The organism is Streptomyces sp. NPDC058691, from assembly GCF_042714775.1.
Classification (GTDB): domain Bacteria; phylum Actinomycetota; class Actinomycetes; order Streptomycetales; family Streptomycetaceae; genus Actinacidiphila.
This window is the reverse complement of sequence record NZ_JBHXSO010000027.1, coordinates 82,909-97,625: the sequence shown is the minus strand read 5'-3', so window position 1 is coordinate 97,625 and position 14,717 is coordinate 82,909. Positions and strand designations below refer to the sequence as shown.

The window sequence follows — 14,717 nt, the reverse complement described above, 5'->3', positions numbered from 1 at the left end:
GGGGGCGGCCAGCATGCGCTTCCGGCATCCCGACGGCTCCGTCGTCCATCTGTCCTACTGCACCAACGTGCACCCCGCCGAGACGCTCGACGGCGTCCTCGCGCAGCTCCGCGACCACTGCGAACCCGTCCGCAAGCGCCTCGGGCGGGATCGCCTCGGCATCGGCCTGTGGCTCGCCAAGGACGCCGCGCGCGCCCTGCACACCGATCCGGCGTCCCTGCGCGGACTGCGCGCCGCCCTCGACCGGCGCGGCCTGGAGGTCGTCACCCTCAACGGCTTCCCGTACGAAGGGTTCGGCGCCGACGAGGTCAAGTACCGCGTCTACCGGCCGGACTGGGCCGAACCCGAACGCCTCGCCTACACCGCCGTCCTGGCCGACCTGCTCGCCGCCTTGCTCCCGGACGACGTCACCGAAGGCTCCGTCTCCACCCTCCCGCTCGCCTGGCGGACCCTTTTCGACGAGCGGGCCGCCGCTGCCGCCCGCACCGCGCTGACCACGCTGGCCGGACATCTCGACGCGCTCGCCGAGCTCACCGGGAAGTCCATCAGGGTCGCGCTGGAACCCGAGCCGGGCTGCATCGTCGAGACCACCGCCGACGCCATCGGCCCGCTCACGGCCCTCGCACACCCCCGCATCGGCATCTGCGTCGACACCTGCCATCTCGCCACCTCCTTCGAAGAACCCGTCACGGCGCTGAACGCTCTCACCGCCGCCGGCATCGCCATCCCCAAAGTCCAGCTCTCCGCCGCACTGCACGCCGAACACCCCCATCTCCCCGGCGTACGCGACGCACTCGCCGCCTTCGCCGAACCCCGTTTCCTGCACCAGACACGAACCCGCACCGCCGAAGGCCTGCAAGGCACCGACGACCTCCACGAGGCCCTCACCCCGGACGCCCTCCCCACCGGCGCCCCTTGGCGCTCGCACTTCCACGTCCCCCTGCACTCACCACCGGCACCGCCCCTCACCTCGACCCTCGGTGTCCTGAAGGACGCCCTCCGCCGCCTCGTCGGCGGTCCCGCACCGCTCACCCACCACCTGGAGGTCGAGACCTACACCTGGCAGGCGCTCCCCGCCGAGCTGCGGCCGCGCACCCGCGCCCAGCTCGCAGACGGGATCGCCGCCGAACTCGGCCTCGCCCGCGACCTCCTGCACGACCTCGGCCTCAAGGAACTGCCATGAACGAGACCGCCGGGCCGACCCCGCTCCTCGTCCTGGACGTCGTCGGCCTCACGCCGCGGCTGCTGGAGCACATGCCGCACCTGAGACGACTCGCCGGCGCCGGCTCCCGGGCCCCGCTCGGCACCGTCCTGCCGGCGGTCACCTGTGCCGCGCAGTCCACCTTCCTCACCGGCTCCCTTCCCTCCGAACACGGCATCGTCGGCAACGGCTGGTACTTCCGCGAGCTCGGCGACGTCCTGCTGTGGCGGCAGCACAACGGCCTGGTCACAGGCGACAAGCTCTGGGACGCCGCCCGCCGCGCCCACCCCGGCTACACCGTCGCCAACATCTGCTGGTGGTACGCGATGGGCGCCGACACCGACATCACGGTCACCCCGCGCCCCGTCTACTACGCCGACGGCCGCAAGGAACCCGACTGCTACACGCGCCCCCCGGAGCTCCACGACGAACTCACCGCGGAGTACGGCACCTTCCCCCTCTTCCATTTCTGGGGCCCGGGCGCCGACATCGTCTCCAGCCGCTGGATCGTCGACGCCACCCGGCACATCCTGCGCACCCGCACCCCCGACCTCGCACTCTGCTACCTCCCGCACCTCGACTACGACCTGCAGCGTCATGGCCCGGACGACCCCCGCTCCCGCCAGGCCGCCACCGACCTGGACGCGGCGATGGCCCCGCTCCTCGACGACGCACGGCGCGAAGGCCGCACCGTGATCGTCCTGTCCGAGTACGCCATCACGCCGGTGAGCCGGCCCGTCGACATCAACCGGGCACTGCGCCGTGCCGGTCTGCTCGAGGTCCACACCCAGGACGGCATGGAGTACCTCGACCCGATGGCCTCACGCGCGTTCGCGGTCGCCGACCACCAGATCGCCCATGTGTACGTGCGGCGCCCCGAGGACCTCGACGCGACCCGGGCCGTGTTGACGGAACTACCCGGGGTCGCCGAACTCCTCGACGACGAGGGCAAGAAGCGGCACGGCCTCGACCACCACCGCTCCGGCGAGTTCGTGGCCGTCGCCGACCCCGACGCGTGGTTCACGTACTACTACTGGCTCGACGACGACCGGGCGCCCGACTTCGCGCAGCTCGTCGAGATCCACCGCAAGCCCGGCTACGACCCCGTCGAGCTGTTCATGGACCCCGCGGACCCCTACGTCCGCGTCAAGGCGGCGACGGCCCTCGCCCGCAAGAAGCTCGGCATGCGCTACCGCATGGCGGTCGTACCGCTCGATCCCTCGCCTATTCGCGGCAGCCACGGCCGCCTCCCGACGAGCGACGAAGAAGGTCCGCTCATTCTCTGCTCCAACCCCCGTGCCCTCAGCGGCCGCGTCGCGGCCACCGATGTGAAGTCCCTGCTCCTGCGCCTGGCAGGACTTCACTGAACCACACGGCACCGACATCAAGGAGTTATCCACAATGAGCCGCAATAGTCGTACAACCGGCACCCCTGACCCGGAGCTCAGCCGCAAGCTCAGCAGGCGCGGCATGCTCGGGGTCGCCGCCGGAGCCACCGCGGCCGCCCTCCTCGGCACCACCGCCCCCACCGCCGCCGCCCACGACAAGGGGCACGGCAAGGACCACGGCAAGCACCACCACGGCCACGGCAACGGACGCGCCGTCCTGCCTCCGGGCCGCCTCGGCATCCAGCTGTACTCGCTGCGCGACAAGGTCTCCACCCTAGGCTTCGCCACCGTCTTCGCCGAGTTGGAGAAGTACGGCTACGACGAGATCGAGTACGCCGGCTACACCCAGGGCTCCGCGGGCGCCATCACCCTCGCCCAACTGCGCGGGCTGGCCCGCGACCACGGCCTCAAGGGTATCGGCAGCCACGTCGGCTACTACGACGACAACAATCCCGGCGCCTACACCTTCGCCCAGAACCTCACCAAGGTCCTGGACGACGCCGAGGCCCTCGGCCTGAAGCACATCGGCACGGCGTCCGGCCCCTGGCGCTACGGCAGCACCGTCGACGGCTGGAAGCGCTGCGCCGAGGAGTTCAACACCTTCGGCGCCGCCGCCAGGGCCCGCGGCATGAAGTTCTACCAGCACAACCACGCCGAGGAGTTCTCCTTCGCCACCGACCGCCCGAACGTCCGGCTGTACGACGTGCTCCTCGCCGAGACCGACCCGCGCCTGGTGTTCCTGGAGATGGACATCTACTGGGCGTTCGTCGGGCAGTTCCGCTTCTCCAAGCGTGCCGACGGCACCTCGGCCCCCTTCGACCCGCTGCGTTACGTCCTCAAGCAGCCGGACCGCTACCCCCTCTTCCACGTCAAGGACGGCGAGCGGGACGAGGCCGCCGGCGACGGCTACCACATGGTCGACGTCGGCGACGGCGACATCGACTACCAGCGGTTCATCTCGGCCGTGACGCACACCCACGGCGGCCGCCTCTCCCACCACTGGCAGACCGAGCACGACGCCCCGGCCGACTCGTTCTCCTTCGCCCGCAGGTCGAGCGCGTACCTGCACTCGCTCCGCGAGAAGCGCCGCTGACGGCCGTTCCGCGGGCGTGCGCGGTGATGTCGCGGACGTCGCGGACGTCGCGGAAGGGCACGGGAGGGGCTTCACGCACGGGTTCGAAGGCCTGGGGCGCCGCCCGTGCTCGATGAGGGGTGTGCTCCTCGCGGCCCTTCCGGCCGCATTCTCACGAGGGGGTAAGACACCATTGTCGCCACTCGGCGCGTGACGCTATCACACCGGAATGACGTGTTAAGCCGGGGTGGTTCGGCCGGTGCGCCCCCTGCCGTCCGGACGTCCGCGCTGCCGGTCCTCGCCCTCCTGCCGGGACACTCCCCATGGAATGCGAGCGGCCCGGTCCTGTTCGCGGGACCGGGCCGGCTGCCCTCACGGCCGGTTCACGACCGGCCTGCACGCAGGGTCAGTTGGCGTCGTCCGCCGGGTCCTCGGGGGCGAGGAGCACGGCTATGCCGGCGCGGTGCGCGATCGTGTCGCTGACACGGGGGTTGAACAGCGCGGCGACCGAGCCGCGGTGGTGGGGGCTGAGGATCAGCAGGTCGGCCCCGAACTTCTCGGCCTCCTCGGTGATGGTCTCGGGGACCTGCTGGACCAGGCCGGCCGCGAGCGCGCCGTCGGCCTCGACCCCGTCCTTGCGGACCTCGGCGAGCGCCTCGTCGAGGATCTTCTTGGCCTCGGCGTCGTCCTCCAGACGCATGACCGTGTCGTACGCGACGGCGGACGTGGCGACGTGCAGGACGTGGACCTGGGCACCGGAGAGCCGGGCGAGACCCTGGGCCATGCGCAGGGCGGCGTGGCGGGCGGAGGTGGGGTCGATGGCGACCATGATGCGCTGGAACATGTGCGTCTTCTCTCCGAATCGAGCTTTGTGGAAAAGCGGCCGTTCGTGCGAATACCGGCCCAGTACATCTATCACCACTGCTTTTCGTGGGAATCACCGGTGAACGGTATGGGGGGTCCACGCCACGTCTTGGCGCTCTGTCATCTGGCCCCGATGTCCTCCCGGACCCCGAACGGCGCCCCGAACGGCGCCCCGAACGGCGCCCCGAACGACGCGCCGGACCACGCCCCGCATGACGCGCCGGGAACGACGGCCTGAACGCGGAGCGACCGCCGCCCGGCGGCGGCGCGGAGACGATCCGCGACCCCGCGCACCGCCGCTCGCCCCCGCCTCCGGCGACCTAGAATCACCGCGGGGCCCGCGAAGATCACGCGCCCGTGCTGTGCTGTCTCCCACTGGAGGTTGTCCGTGACCGAGCCGAACAGCGAGGCAGGGGAGCAGAGTGTCTGAACACCCCCCGGTATCCGCGCCCACGGCCGGACAGCTGTCCACCGACCCGGTGCGCGACCCCTGGTTCGCGTCCCTGATCCTGGAGAGCCACCACCGCCTGGTGGGAGTCGGGCTCTGCCCGCCCGTCTGGTCCTCGGAAGCCGAGGCCGCCGCGTGGCTCTACGAGGACGCGCCCTTCGGGCTGCTCGTGCACGACACCTCCGCTGACCCGCGGTTCGTCTATGCCAACCGCACGGCGCAGCGCTGCTTCGGCTACTCCAGGGAGGAATTCGTCGGCCTGCCGTCGCGCCTGTCGGCCGCCCCCGGGGACCAGGAGGACCGCGAGGCCCTTCTCACGGCGGTCGACGACCGCGGTTACGCCGACGGCTACCGCGGACTGCGCCTGCGCAACGACGGCCGGAAGTTCTGGATAGAGGACGTCTGCATGTGGAACCTGGTGGACGCGGACGGCAAGCGGCACGGCCAGGCCGCGGTCTTCGGCTCCTGGTCGGACGCCTCCCCGCCCGTGAGCCGGCCGGACGCCGACGGCGCGCCTGTCCAGGCGGTGACGTGAGCTACGGCACCGTTGCACCGGCCGGCGCCCGCGGACTCCTCACCACCGGGATCCCGGTGCGGCGATGAGGCAGACGCCGGGACCGGCCGGGCCCGACGAGCCGTGCCGAGAGGTGGACGCCCCCTGACACGCGTCTTCGGGCTGCTCGGCAAGCGGTGGACCGGCCTCGTCCTGGCCGTGCTGACCGAGTCGCCGACGTACTTCGCCCAGCTGCGCCGTGCCGTCCCCGGGATCAGCGAGCGCATGCTTTCGGAGCGCCTCGCCGAGCTGGTGGACGCGGGCCTGGTCGTCCGCGACGTCGACCCCGGCCCCCCGCTGCGGGTCCGCTACGGCGTGACCGAGGCGGGCGCCGCCCTGCGCCCCGCCCTCACCGCGCTGGGCTGCTGGGCGGACGAGCACTACCCCGGGACCTGAGGCCGTTCGTCCGTGGTCGACCGGGGCGGCACCCACCGCCTCAGCTGTACCTCAGCTCACTGATGTCGATCGCGACCATCAACTCGTCCGGCAGTGGACTGCCGTCGTCGCCGCAGCGGTAGGCGCGGCGCTTGGACGGCGTGCGCAGCCCCTGGGCCTCGATGTACTCGTGGACGTACTGGGCCGCCGGGAACCCGCCCGCCACATCGACGTGGTAGTCGTGCCGGCGCAGCAGCAGGTCATCCCCGAAGTAGAAGTCCTGCTCCCGGCTGTGACTGGCGATGCCGTCGGGGAAGCCGGCCCGCAGCCCCTGCCAGCGTTCGCCGTTCTCGTGCAGGTCGGGGACGGGCGAGACCGTCACCCCCGGCATGGCGAGCAGGAACGGGGTGGTCAGGTAGGTCCACAGCGCGTAGCCGTTGAAGTAGGCCCTCTGGAGTCCGTCCCAGGGCGTGGTGAGCTCGTGTCCGGCGAAGGACGCCCGCGGGTCGAGACGTTCCGCGACCACGGTCCCGTCCGTCCGCTCGATCGCCACGCGGCCGGGGACGAACGCGCTCCGCTGATCGGGCGCGCCGAAGGGCTGCACGGAAGCCCACTCCTCGTGGAGCCGCACGGTCATCTCCCGCGGCGCCGGATCCTGCGGCACGCCCTTGATCGCCCACAAGCCGCCCCCGGTGACGATCGTCGCGCGGACTTCGGAGAACTGCGCGTAGCGATCGCCGCCGCCATGCGCCTGGAGGATCTTCGCCAGTAGCTCGTCCACAGCACCGTGTCCGTTCGCTGGTCCCTGCCGGCCCCGATGGGCTCGTTCCGGGTGATGGTGTCCGTCCGGGCCCCTGCCCGGTGCGGGCCTTGCCGTCGATTTTCCCAGGGCGGCGCGCGGCCCACAAAGCGAGGACGCCGCGTCCTCGGCACCCCGCCGCCACTTACTCAGGATTAGTAACTCACCTCGGACTTTGTGCGGGGGAGCCCGGTCCGCAGCGTGGAGGCATGAATGACTACGGACACCCCCTTTCATTCGGGCTGAGCCTCGACCCCGACGTCGAGACGCTGACCCGCACCCGGGCACTCGCGCGGCAGGCCGAGGCACGTGGCCTGGAATACCTCGCCGTCCAGGACCACCCCTACCAGCCCGGCCACCTCGACGCGTGGACCCTGATCAGCCACCTCTCCGGGGCGACGCGCCGGATCTCCTTCCTCACCGATGTCGCGGATCTCCAGCTGCGACCGCCGACCATGCTGGCGAAGGCCGCCGCGTCACTGAGCGTGCTCGCCGGAGGCCGGATCCAGCTCGGTGTCGGTGGCGGGGCCTTCCCGGAGGCGATCGCCTCGATGGGCGGCCTGGCCCGCAGCGGCGCGGCGATGGTCGACTTCACCGAGGGGTCGCTGAGCCTGCTCCGCAGCGCCCTCGCCGGCGGGCCGGTGCGGCTGCGCAGCGCGCATCACGCCGTCGAGGGCTACCGGTCAGGACCGGTGCCCCCCGAGCCGGTCGGTGTGTGGCTAGGGGCACAGAAGCCCAAGATGCTCGCGCTGACCGGCCGGGCCGCGGACGGCTGGATCTCCCCGCTCAACATCTATGTGCCCCCCCGAGCGGGTGCCGGGCGCCCAGCGTGTCATCGACGAGGCGGCCGAAGCCGCGGGGCGCGCCCCCGCGTCGATCCGCCGCGTCTACAACGTCATCGGGGTGATCGGAGACGGGCACGGCGCAGGGCTTGTCGGAGACCCCGCACGCTGGGTGGACACCCTGAGCGAGTGGGCGGTCGGCCTGGGGTTCGACACCTTCGTCTTCTGGCCCGCCGCCGAGCCCGAGAGCCAGCTCGCGGTGTTCGCCGGGGAGATCGTCCCGGCGGTGCGCGAGCGCGTCGCGAGCCTGCGGAGCGCCCGGTGAACGCCGTCCCGCGCCGGGTGCCCGCCGGGCTCGCGGGCAAACTCGTCACACCCGGGGACCGCCGCTACGGCGCGCTCCGTTCGACATACACCCGCGTGGGCAGCCCGGCTCTGGTCGTGCCGGCCGAATCCGCCGGCGACGTGGCGCAGGCCCTGGCCTTCGCCGCCGAGCATCGCCTGCACGTCTCGGTCCGCAGCGGCGGTCACGGCCTCGCGGGCGCCGCCACCAACGACGGGGGACTGGTCATCGACCTGGGCGCGATGCGCGGTGTTCGGGTCCTGGACCGGGAAGCGCGCATCGTGCGGGTGGAGGCCGGCGCCCGCTGGGCGGAGGTCGCCCATGCGCTCGCTGCGCATGGGCTCGCCATCAGTTCCGGCGACCACGGCAACGTCGGTGTGGGCGGGCTGGCCACCGGCGGGGGCATCGGCTGGCTGGTGCGCTCCTACGGGCTGACCATCGACCACGTGCGTGCCGTCGAGGTGGTGCTCGCCGACGGCTCGGTGGTCCGTGCCGACGCCGGGCACGAGCCCGATCTGCTGTGGGTCATGCGCGGTGCCGGATCGGGCACCGCGATCGCGACCGCCTTCGAGATCGAGGCGGTCGAGCTCGGCAGGATCGGGTACGCCGAGGCCACCGTCGTCGTGGACTCCGCGGGCACGGCCCTGCGCCGCTGGGCCGCCATGATGGCCGCGGCGCCCAGAGAGCTGTCGACCGCGGTGAACCTCTCCGCCCAGGGTTCCCTCGCGGTCGCCTCCGTCAACGCGGTCGTGGCCTCCGACAGCGAGTCCGTCATCCGCGGCGCGCTGGAACCGCTCGCGAGCCTGGGTGACACCGTCCTCGACCAGGCGTACGTCCTCCCGTACTCGCAGTTGCTCTCCACCGCCCAACTGCACCGACACCACGGACAGATGCCGGTGGTGACTACCAACGGGCTGCTCACGCGCATGACGTCGGAGGCGGCCCGCGGTCTCGTCGCGGCGGTCACCGCCCCCGAGCCCCTCCTGATCCAGATGAGGTCGCTGGGCGGCGCGGTCAACGACACGGACCCTGCCGCGACCGCCTATCCGCACCGCCACCAGCGGACTCTCGTCACCGCCACGGCCTTCCCTCCCGGCGACCGGGAGACGCTGTCGGCGGCGTGGAAGCCGCTGCTTCCGCTCACCGACGGCGCCTACGTCAACTTCGAGAGCGATCCCGACGAGGAGACCTTCGCCCGCACCTACCCCGGAGCGACCGGCGCGCGCGTCGCCGAACTGCGGCGGCGCTACGACCCCGACGGCGTCCTGCGCCCCCGTTCGCGCTGACCACGACCACGACCACGACCACGACGGCGCTCGAGCGGCAGGCCGTGCCCCGCGCCGTGGCGGCGCCGGGCACGGCCTTTCGGATCAGGCCGCGGCGACGCGCAGTGCGATGTCCTTGCCCTTGGCGGTGGCGTCCTCCAGGGCCCTGGTCCAGGAGGCCTCGGCCAGGGGGACGAGCGCGCTCATGGCCGGGTTGGACGACGCCGCGGTCAGCTCGGGGACGATGAAGTCGACGTCCAGGCCCATGTACTCGCCGAGGATCGCCCGCAGGTAGTTCTGCACGTACTCCGACGACGCCCGGGGAGTGCCCGGTGCGTAGGAGCCGCCGCGGCTGGCGACGACGGTGACGGGGAGGTCCTTGACGGTGGAGGCGTCCCCCGTCGTGCGGCCGACCACGAGCACGTGGTCGATCCAGCTCTTGAGCGTCGAGGGGATCGTGAAGTTGTACATCGGGGCGCCGATGAGGACGGCGTCGGCGCGCTCCAGTTCCTCGATCAGCTCCAGGCGCCCGGCGAAGGCCGCCGCCTGGTCGGGTGTGCGGGAGCCGGCGTCGACCAGGGCCGCGGAGAACGCGTGCACGTCGAGATGGGGCAGCGGGTCCGCGGCGAGGTCGCGGTAGACCACGGTGCCGTCGGGATGCTGGTCCCGCCAGGCGTCGCGGAAGGTCCGGGCCACGGTGCGGGAGGCGGAGTCCGAGCCGGGGTGGAGGGAGGAGTCGAGGTGGAGCAGGGTTGCCATGGTGTCTTCCGGGGGTCGAGGGACGGTTCTGAGGCTCCGCCGCCGTCGGCGAAGCGAGCGTCCACGGTCTGTCAGGAACCCACGCCGGAACAAAGAAAGTATTAGGTGCTAATCTTGGGTAAGTGGATGCGACTACCCCGTCACCGCGGCAGCGCGAGACCCGCGGCATCGACGACAGCAGCTGCCCGAACCTGCAGGGCGCCCTGGAGCTTGTCGGGCGTCGTTGGACGGGCGGGATCCTGGAGGCCGCGTCGCACGGGGCCCGGCGCTTCGGCGAGTACCGGGCCATGGTCAGCGGGATCTCCGACCGCCTGCTCGCGCAGCGCCTGAAGGAGTTGGAGGCCGAGGGTCTCATCGAGCGGACGGTGGTGCCGACCACCCCCGTGCAGATCCGCTACAGTCTCGCCGCCGACGGCCGGACGCTTGTGGAGGCCCTGCAACCCCTGGCCATGTGGAGCGCCCGGCGCCTCGGCCGGGTGGACCAGGCGCCGGTGCGGCGCCGCGGCGCGTCCGCGGACGGCGCCGGCTGACGACCGGGCGGGTGGTCGCGGGTGGGTGGAGGCCCCGGTCGGGGCCGTGTCATGCCCCCAGCTCGCGGCGAGCCGGTGGGTCCTCCCGCCGGTGCTCCGGCTGGTCCTGCGCCGTGGCGTGGGCGCCGCGCCGGGTGAGGGGTGCCAGCCGCTGCGCGGCGCTGTCGACGAGTTCCAGGTCGGCCTTGGTGTGGGCGATGGCCGCGTCGATGAGCAGGGCCACCAGGGGATCGTCCGCGTGGCCGCGCCGCAACCGTGACAGGCCCGCGAGTTCGGAGAGATACGTCTGACGCTGGGCCGTGACGAGAGCGTCCAGGGTGCCGGATCCCAGGGAGGCCGCACCGAAGAGCTTGAGGAACAACTCGTCGCGGAATCCGCCGGTGCGCATCCACGCGGTCGTCGCCCAGGAGCTCAACTCGTCCTGTCCGGCGGGGGTGAGGTCGTACCGCGTCTTGTCGGGGCGGTCCGACTGGGTCACTTGGGACCTGGTGACATAGCCGTCGCGCACCAGGCGGTCCAGGATCTGGTACAGGTGGCCGATGTTGAGACCGCCCCACTGCGGCCCGATGGCCTCCTCGAAGCGGCCCTTCAACTCGTAGCCGTGGCTCGGCCCTTCGGACAGCAACGCGAGCACCGCGTGGTGCAGTGGCATTTCACACCCCCTGTGTATTGTGACAATGTACCGCTGCATTGCGGCAATGCAGGAGGGGGAGGGGTTCATGGGCGTGACCTTGCGGGACGTGACCCGGCGGTATCCGGGAATCACCGCGCTGGACTCGGTCGACCTGGTGATCGACGACGGTGTGTCCGTCGCGCTCACCGGTCCGTCCGGAGCGGGCAAGTCCACCGTGCTGCATCTGATCGGCGGCATGGACCGCCCGGACTCCGGCACGGTGGAGATCGACGGGCAGGAGCTCACGTCCGCCCGGCTGGACGCCCACCGCCGCCGGATCGGGTTCGTCTTCCAGCGCTTCCACCTGCTGCCGGCGCTGACGGCGCTGGACAACGTCCTCGTGCCGGTGCTGCCGCGCCGGGTGGACTTCGACCGGCGGGCCCGCGCCATGGAACTCCTGGACGCCGTCGGCCTGGCGCAACGCGCCCGTGCGCTGCCGTCGGAGCTGTCCGGCGGCCAGCAGCAACGGGTCGCGGTCGCCCGGGCGTTGATCAACCGTCCGGGACTGCTGCTCGCCGACGAGCCGACCGGCAACCTCGACAGCACCACCGGCCGCGAGATCATCGACCTGCTGCTCTCGCTCAGCGAGCAGTACGGCACGACGATGCTGATCGCCACCCACGACTCCGAGGTCGCCGCGAACTGCGACCGGATCGTGCGGCTCCAGGACGGCCGGATCACCTCCGACGAGAAGGTGGCGCCGGCGGCCGACGTACTCGACCGGCTCGGGGGCCTGCGTCCGTGATAGCCATGATCATGTCCCAGCTGCGGCGGCACCGGGGCCGCGCGCTGGCACTGGCGGCCGGCATCCTCGTCGCCGCCACCAGCTTCACCCTCCTCACCTCGACGGTGACGACCAGTCAGGCCCGGACCACCGAGACCGTCCGGAAGAACGCCCGCTCCGCGTACGACGTCCTCGTCCGCCCCCATGGCAGCCAGACCGCGATCGAGCGGGCCGACGGCCTGGTCGAGGCCAACTTCCTGTCCGGGATCTTCGGCGGCATCACCCTGGACCAGTACGACGCGATCAAGGGCATGCCCGGGGTGGAGGTCGCCGCACCGGTCGCCAACCTCGGCTACCTGATGGTGCAGGGCACCATGAAGATCGACGTCTCCGACTTCCTCGACACCAAGGCGCCCGCCCAGATGCTGCGGATCCGGCCGGTCCTGACCGCCGGACTGAACCGCTACCGGGCCGCCGACCAGTACGTCTACCTCAGCCGCAACCCCATCAAGGTGCCCAAGCGGCTTCCCCATGACTGGTCCCCCGGCGACCTGCTCCAGGAGACCACGGGGCACGGGACGTACTCGGTCTGCTGGTTCTACAACGACAACAAGACCGACATGCACATCCAGCGTGCCGACGACGGAAGTTACGAGCCGCTGGAACCCAACTTCATCCGGGAGGACCGCCGCGAGGAGTCGCCGTTCGATCGCGACATGAACGCGCGCCTGACCTGTCAGACGGGCCACGACAAGGCGACGGCCGAGTTCCCGGTGTCCTATCCGGTGCTCCTTTCGGCGGTGGATCCCACCGCCGAGGACCGGTTGGTCGGCCTGGGCCAGGCCGTCACCTACGGCCGTATGCTCACCGACCGGGACAAACCCGTCTGGAACAGGAAGGAGAACTGGTCGGACAAGCCCTATTGGAAGGTCCCGGTCGTGCTCAACGACCGGACGCTGACCGCCGGCACCCTCGACGCGCGCGTCGAGCGGCTGCGGGTCGGGGATCCGGCGGCCCTGGCCGCGAAGCTCGGCAGTACCGCCGCCCACGACTTCGTCAACGGCCTGCACGGAACGCCCGTGGGACACGTCACCGCCGAGATCGAGAAGGGGTACCCGAGGAAGTTCCTGTTCCCGCCCATGGCGGACAGCTACTGGACGATCGGCCCGGTCGACTACCGCCGCACGGCGGACGGCCTGACCCCGCGGGCCCGGGCCGACCAGTCGCCCGAGGTCTGGCGGACCAACGAGAACCAGCAGTTCATCGATCTCGTCCCGGAGGAGAACACCGGCACCCAGTTCCGCGAGGTCACCAGCCACCCGGGCACCTTCTGCTGGGGCGTGGTGACCTGCGACCAGCAGGACTACGGACGGACCCCGATCCCCTATCTGACCCCCGTCGGGCGCTACGACGCCACCAGACTGCCCGGCTTCTCCTCGCTGTCGCAGGTACCGCTGGAGACCTACCGTTCCCCGCAGGTCACCGGCGCCGACGAGGCCGGACGGGCCGCCCTGCACGACCGGCCGCTCGCCCCGGACCGCAACCTCGGCGGCTACCTCACCGCCCCGCCCACCATGCTCACCACCATCGACTCGATCTCCGTGCTCACCAGGAGCCGCCGCCTGCCGAGCGTGCAGGACAAGGCACCCGTCAGTGCCGTCCGCATCCGGGTGGCCGGTGTCACCGGCGTGGACCCCGCCTCGCAGGCCCGCGTCAACGCGGTGGCCGGACGGATCCGCGCCGCCTACCCCGGGCTGCAGGTGGACATCACCATCGGCAGCTCTCCCGCGCCGCAGACCATCGCGCTGCCGGGCGCCAAGGTCCGCGAGTACTGGACCGCCAAGGGCGTGGCCCTGCACATCCTCAAGGCCGTCGACGCCAAGAGCGCGGTGCTCTTCGTGCTCGTGCTGGTGGTGTGCGGACTCTTCCTCGCGCAGGCCGCGCTCGCCTCGGTGCGATCGCGCCGCACCGAGATCGGCACCCTGCGCTGCGTGGGGTGGACGTCGCCGGACATCCTCCGGCTGGTCCTCGGCGAACTGGTGGTCATCGGCCTCGGCGCGGGCGCGGCCGGCTCCCTGCTCGCCTACCTCCTGGGCTCCCTGCTCGGGCTGGACGACGCGGGGGCCAAGGCGGCTCTCGTGCTCCCCGTCGCCCTGCTGCTCGCGGTCACGGCCGGCGTGCTCCCCGCATGGCGGGCGACCCGGCTGCGACCGCTGGACGCCATCAGGCCCCCGGTGACGGCCGGCGGCCGGGCCGCGCCCGTCCGCTCGGTCCTCGGTCTCGCGGCAAGAAACCTTGCGCGGGTACCCGGCCGGACCCTGCTGGGCGCGGCCGGACTCGCCCTCGGAGTGGCGGCCTTCACCGTGCTGCTCGCCCTGACCCTGGCCTTCCGCGGCGAGGTCGCCGGCTCCCTGCTGGGCAACGCGGTCGTCGCCCAGGCGCGTACCGCCGACTACCTCAGCGTCGCGTTGTCCCTGCTGCTCGGCGCGGCCGGAGCCGTGGACGTACTGGTCCTGTCCCAGCGCGAGCGCGCCTCCGACCTGGCCGTCCTGCGCGCCACCGGATGGACGACCCGCGAACTCGCCCGGCTCACCGTGCACGAGGGCATCCTGCTCGCCCTCCTGGGCGGCCTCACCGGAGCCGTCGCGGGACTCGCCGCGGTCCTGGCGATCGGCCGCGGCGTGCTGGAAGGACACCTGCTCACGGTGGGCGGCGCCGCTCTGCTCGCCACCCTGGCCGCCGTCGCCCTCGTCTGCGCCGCGCTGGCCTTCCCCATCCGCGCCCACTCCCGCATCGCCCCGGCCCACCTGCTGGCGGCGGACTGACCGGTCGTGTCGCGACATCCGACGGCGCGTCCCTTATCGGGGGCGCGCCGTCGCCCAACCGTCCCACGGACGTTAACGCGCGGGTCAACAGGCCACGTACAAAGCGTCATTGGGCG

The 14,717-nt window shown here is 71.9% G+C and carries 14 protein-coding genes and 1 pseudogene; 11 read left to right on the top strand and 4 right to left on the bottom strand.

Features of this window, described 5'->3' with window-relative positions; translation table 11 throughout:
• Window positions 1–13 precede the first annotated feature (13 nt).
• The 3 genes from eboE to ACFWVC_RS20610 are packed head-to-tail and all read left to right on the top strand — an operon-like array spanning window position 14 to window position 3,682.
• Entirely contained in the window at window positions 14–1,183 is a 1,170-nt protein-coding gene (gene eboE / locus ACFWVC_RS20620; RefSeq protein ID WP_384287677.1) for a metabolite traffic protein EboE, read from the top strand.
• Window positions 1,180–2,568, top strand: coding sequence for an alkaline phosphatase family protein (locus tag ACFWVC_RS20615; RefSeq protein ID WP_384287673.1), 1,389 nt, complete (start codon window positions 1,180–1,182; stop codon window positions 2,566–2,568). The genes eboE and ACFWVC_RS20615 overlap by 4 nt, the downstream gene beginning before the upstream one ends.
• A gap of 34 nt (window positions 2,569–2,602) precedes the next feature.
• Window positions 2,603–3,682 carry a sugar phosphate isomerase/epimerase family protein gene (locus ACFWVC_RS20610; protein ID WP_384287669.1) on the top strand — a complete coding sequence of 360 codons (1,080 nt, stop codon included), beginning with the start codon at window positions 2,603–2,605 and terminating at the stop codon, window positions 3,680–3,682.
• 385 nt (window positions 3,683–4,067) lie between these two features.
• On the opposite strand, the gene ACFWVC_RS20605 is transcribed toward ACFWVC_RS20610, so the two are convergent.
• Window positions 4,068–4,505: a universal stress protein gene (locus tag ACFWVC_RS20605; RefSeq protein WP_384287663.1), complete on the bottom strand. Its 438-nt coding sequence runs from the start codon at window positions 4,503–4,505 to the stop codon at window positions 4,068–4,070.
• A 442-nt stretch (window positions 4,506–4,947) separates the two neighbouring features.
• On the opposite strand from ACFWVC_RS20605, the gene ACFWVC_RS20600 reads away from it, so the two are divergent.
• Window positions 4,948–5,508, top strand: coding sequence for an MEKHLA domain-containing protein (locus ACFWVC_RS20600; RefSeq protein WP_384287658.1), 561 nt, complete (start codon window positions 4,948–4,950; stop codon window positions 5,506–5,508).
• A 102-nt stretch (window positions 5,509–5,610) separates the two neighbouring features.
• Entirely contained in the window at window positions 5,611–5,922 is a 312-nt protein-coding gene (locus ACFWVC_RS20595) for a winged helix-turn-helix transcriptional regulator (protein WP_384287654.1), read from the top strand.
• A 40-nt stretch (window positions 5,923–5,962) separates the two neighbouring features.
• Here the strand turns inward: ACFWVC_RS20595 and ACFWVC_RS20590 are convergent, their stop codons facing one another.
• Complete coding sequence (locus ACFWVC_RS20590) at window positions 5,963–6,682, bottom strand: hypothetical protein (protein ID WP_384287649.1); 720 nt, start codon at window positions 6,680–6,682, stop codon at window positions 5,963–5,965.
• A 227-nt stretch (window positions 6,683–6,909) separates the two neighbouring features.
• Between ACFWVC_RS20590 and ACFWVC_RS20585 the strand changes: the two are divergent.
• The 3 genes and pseudogenes from ACFWVC_RS20585 to ACFWVC_RS20575 all read left to right on the top strand — a co-directional run.
• Window positions 6,910–7,521, top strand: a pseudogene (locus ACFWVC_RS20585) (LLM class flavin-dependent oxidoreductase); the annotation flags it as partial.
• On the top strand, window positions 7,496–7,807 hold the full coding sequence (locus ACFWVC_RS20580; protein ID WP_384287720.1) for a hypothetical protein: 312 nt from the start codon (window positions 7,496–7,498) through the stop codon (window positions 7,805–7,807). The pseudogene ACFWVC_RS20585 and the gene ACFWVC_RS20580, both read left to right, overlap by 26 nt.
• Window positions 7,804–9,111, top strand: a complete 1,308-nt coding sequence (locus ACFWVC_RS20575) for an FAD-binding oxidoreductase (RefSeq protein ID WP_384287718.1) — start codon at window positions 7,804–7,806, stop codon at window positions 9,109–9,111. The genes ACFWVC_RS20580 and ACFWVC_RS20575 overlap by 4 nt, the downstream gene beginning before the upstream one ends.
• 84 nt (window positions 9,112–9,195) lie before the next feature.
• Here ACFWVC_RS20575 and ACFWVC_RS20570 read toward each other — a convergent pair whose 3' ends face one another.
• Complete coding sequence (locus ACFWVC_RS20570; protein ID WP_384287646.1) at window positions 9,196–9,849, bottom strand: FMN-dependent NADH-azoreductase; 654 nt, start codon at window positions 9,847–9,849, stop codon at window positions 9,196–9,198.
• A 122-nt stretch (window positions 9,850–9,971) separates the two neighbouring features.
• Here ACFWVC_RS20570 and ACFWVC_RS20565 point away from each other — a divergent pair, with 122 nt between their 5' ends.
• Complete coding sequence (locus tag ACFWVC_RS20565; protein ID WP_384287644.1) at window positions 9,972–10,379, top strand: winged helix-turn-helix transcriptional regulator; 408 nt, start codon at window positions 9,972–9,974, stop codon at window positions 10,377–10,379.
• 49 nt (window positions 10,380–10,428) lie between these two features.
• Here ACFWVC_RS20565 and ACFWVC_RS20560 read toward each other — a convergent pair whose 3' ends face one another.
• Window positions 10,429–11,031 carry a PadR family transcriptional regulator gene (locus ACFWVC_RS20560; protein WP_384287642.1) on the bottom strand — a complete coding sequence of 201 codons (603 nt, stop codon included), beginning with the start codon at window positions 11,029–11,031 and terminating at the stop codon, window positions 10,429–10,431.
• A gap of 67 nt (window positions 11,032–11,098) precedes the next feature.
• On the opposite strand from ACFWVC_RS20560, the gene ACFWVC_RS20555 reads away from it, so the two are divergent.
• Window positions 11,099–11,797: an ABC transporter ATP-binding protein gene (locus tag ACFWVC_RS20555; RefSeq protein WP_384287639.1), complete on the top strand. Its 699-nt coding sequence runs from the start codon at window positions 11,099–11,101 to the stop codon at window positions 11,795–11,797.
• 5 nt (window positions 11,798–11,802) lie between these two features.
• Window positions 11,803–14,601, top strand: coding sequence for an FtsX-like permease family protein (locus tag ACFWVC_RS20550; protein ID WP_384287635.1), 2,799 nt, complete (start codon window positions 11,803–11,805; stop codon window positions 14,599–14,601).
• Window positions 14,602–14,717: the final 116 nt, after the last annotated feature.

Coding starts and splice junctions, on each gene's coding strand:
- eboE (WP_384287677.1), top strand. CDS start 14: ATGCGCTTCCGGCATCCCGACGGCTCCGTCGTCCATCTGTCCTACTGC.
- ACFWVC_RS20615 (WP_384287673.1), top strand. CDS start 1,180: ATGAACGAGACCGCCGGGCCGACCCCGCTCCTCGTCCTGGACGTCGTC.
- ACFWVC_RS20610 (WP_384287669.1), top strand. CDS start 2,603: ATGAGCCGCAATAGTCGTACAACCGGCACCCCTGACCCGGAGCTCAGC.
- ACFWVC_RS20605 (WP_384287663.1), bottom strand. CDS start 4,505: ATGTTCCAGCGCATCATGGTCGCCATCGACCCCACCTCCGCCCGCCAC.
- ACFWVC_RS20580 (WP_384287720.1), top strand. CDS start 7,496: ATGTGCCCCCCCGAGCGGGTGCCGGGCGCCCAGCGTGTCATCGACGAG.
- ACFWVC_RS20570 (WP_384287646.1), bottom strand. CDS start 9,849: ATGGCAACCCTGCTCCACCTCGACTCCTCCCTCCACCCCGGCTCGGAC.
- ACFWVC_RS20560 (WP_384287642.1), bottom strand. CDS start 11,031: ATGCCACTGCACCACGCGGTGCTCGCGTTGCTGTCCGAAGGGCCGAGC.
- ACFWVC_RS20555 (WP_384287639.1), top strand. CDS start 11,099: ATGGGCGTGACCTTGCGGGACGTGACCCGGCGGTATCCGGGAATCACC.
- ACFWVC_RS20550 (WP_384287635.1), top strand. CDS start 11,803: ATGATCATGTCCCAGCTGCGGCGGCACCGGGGCCGCGCGCTGGCACTG.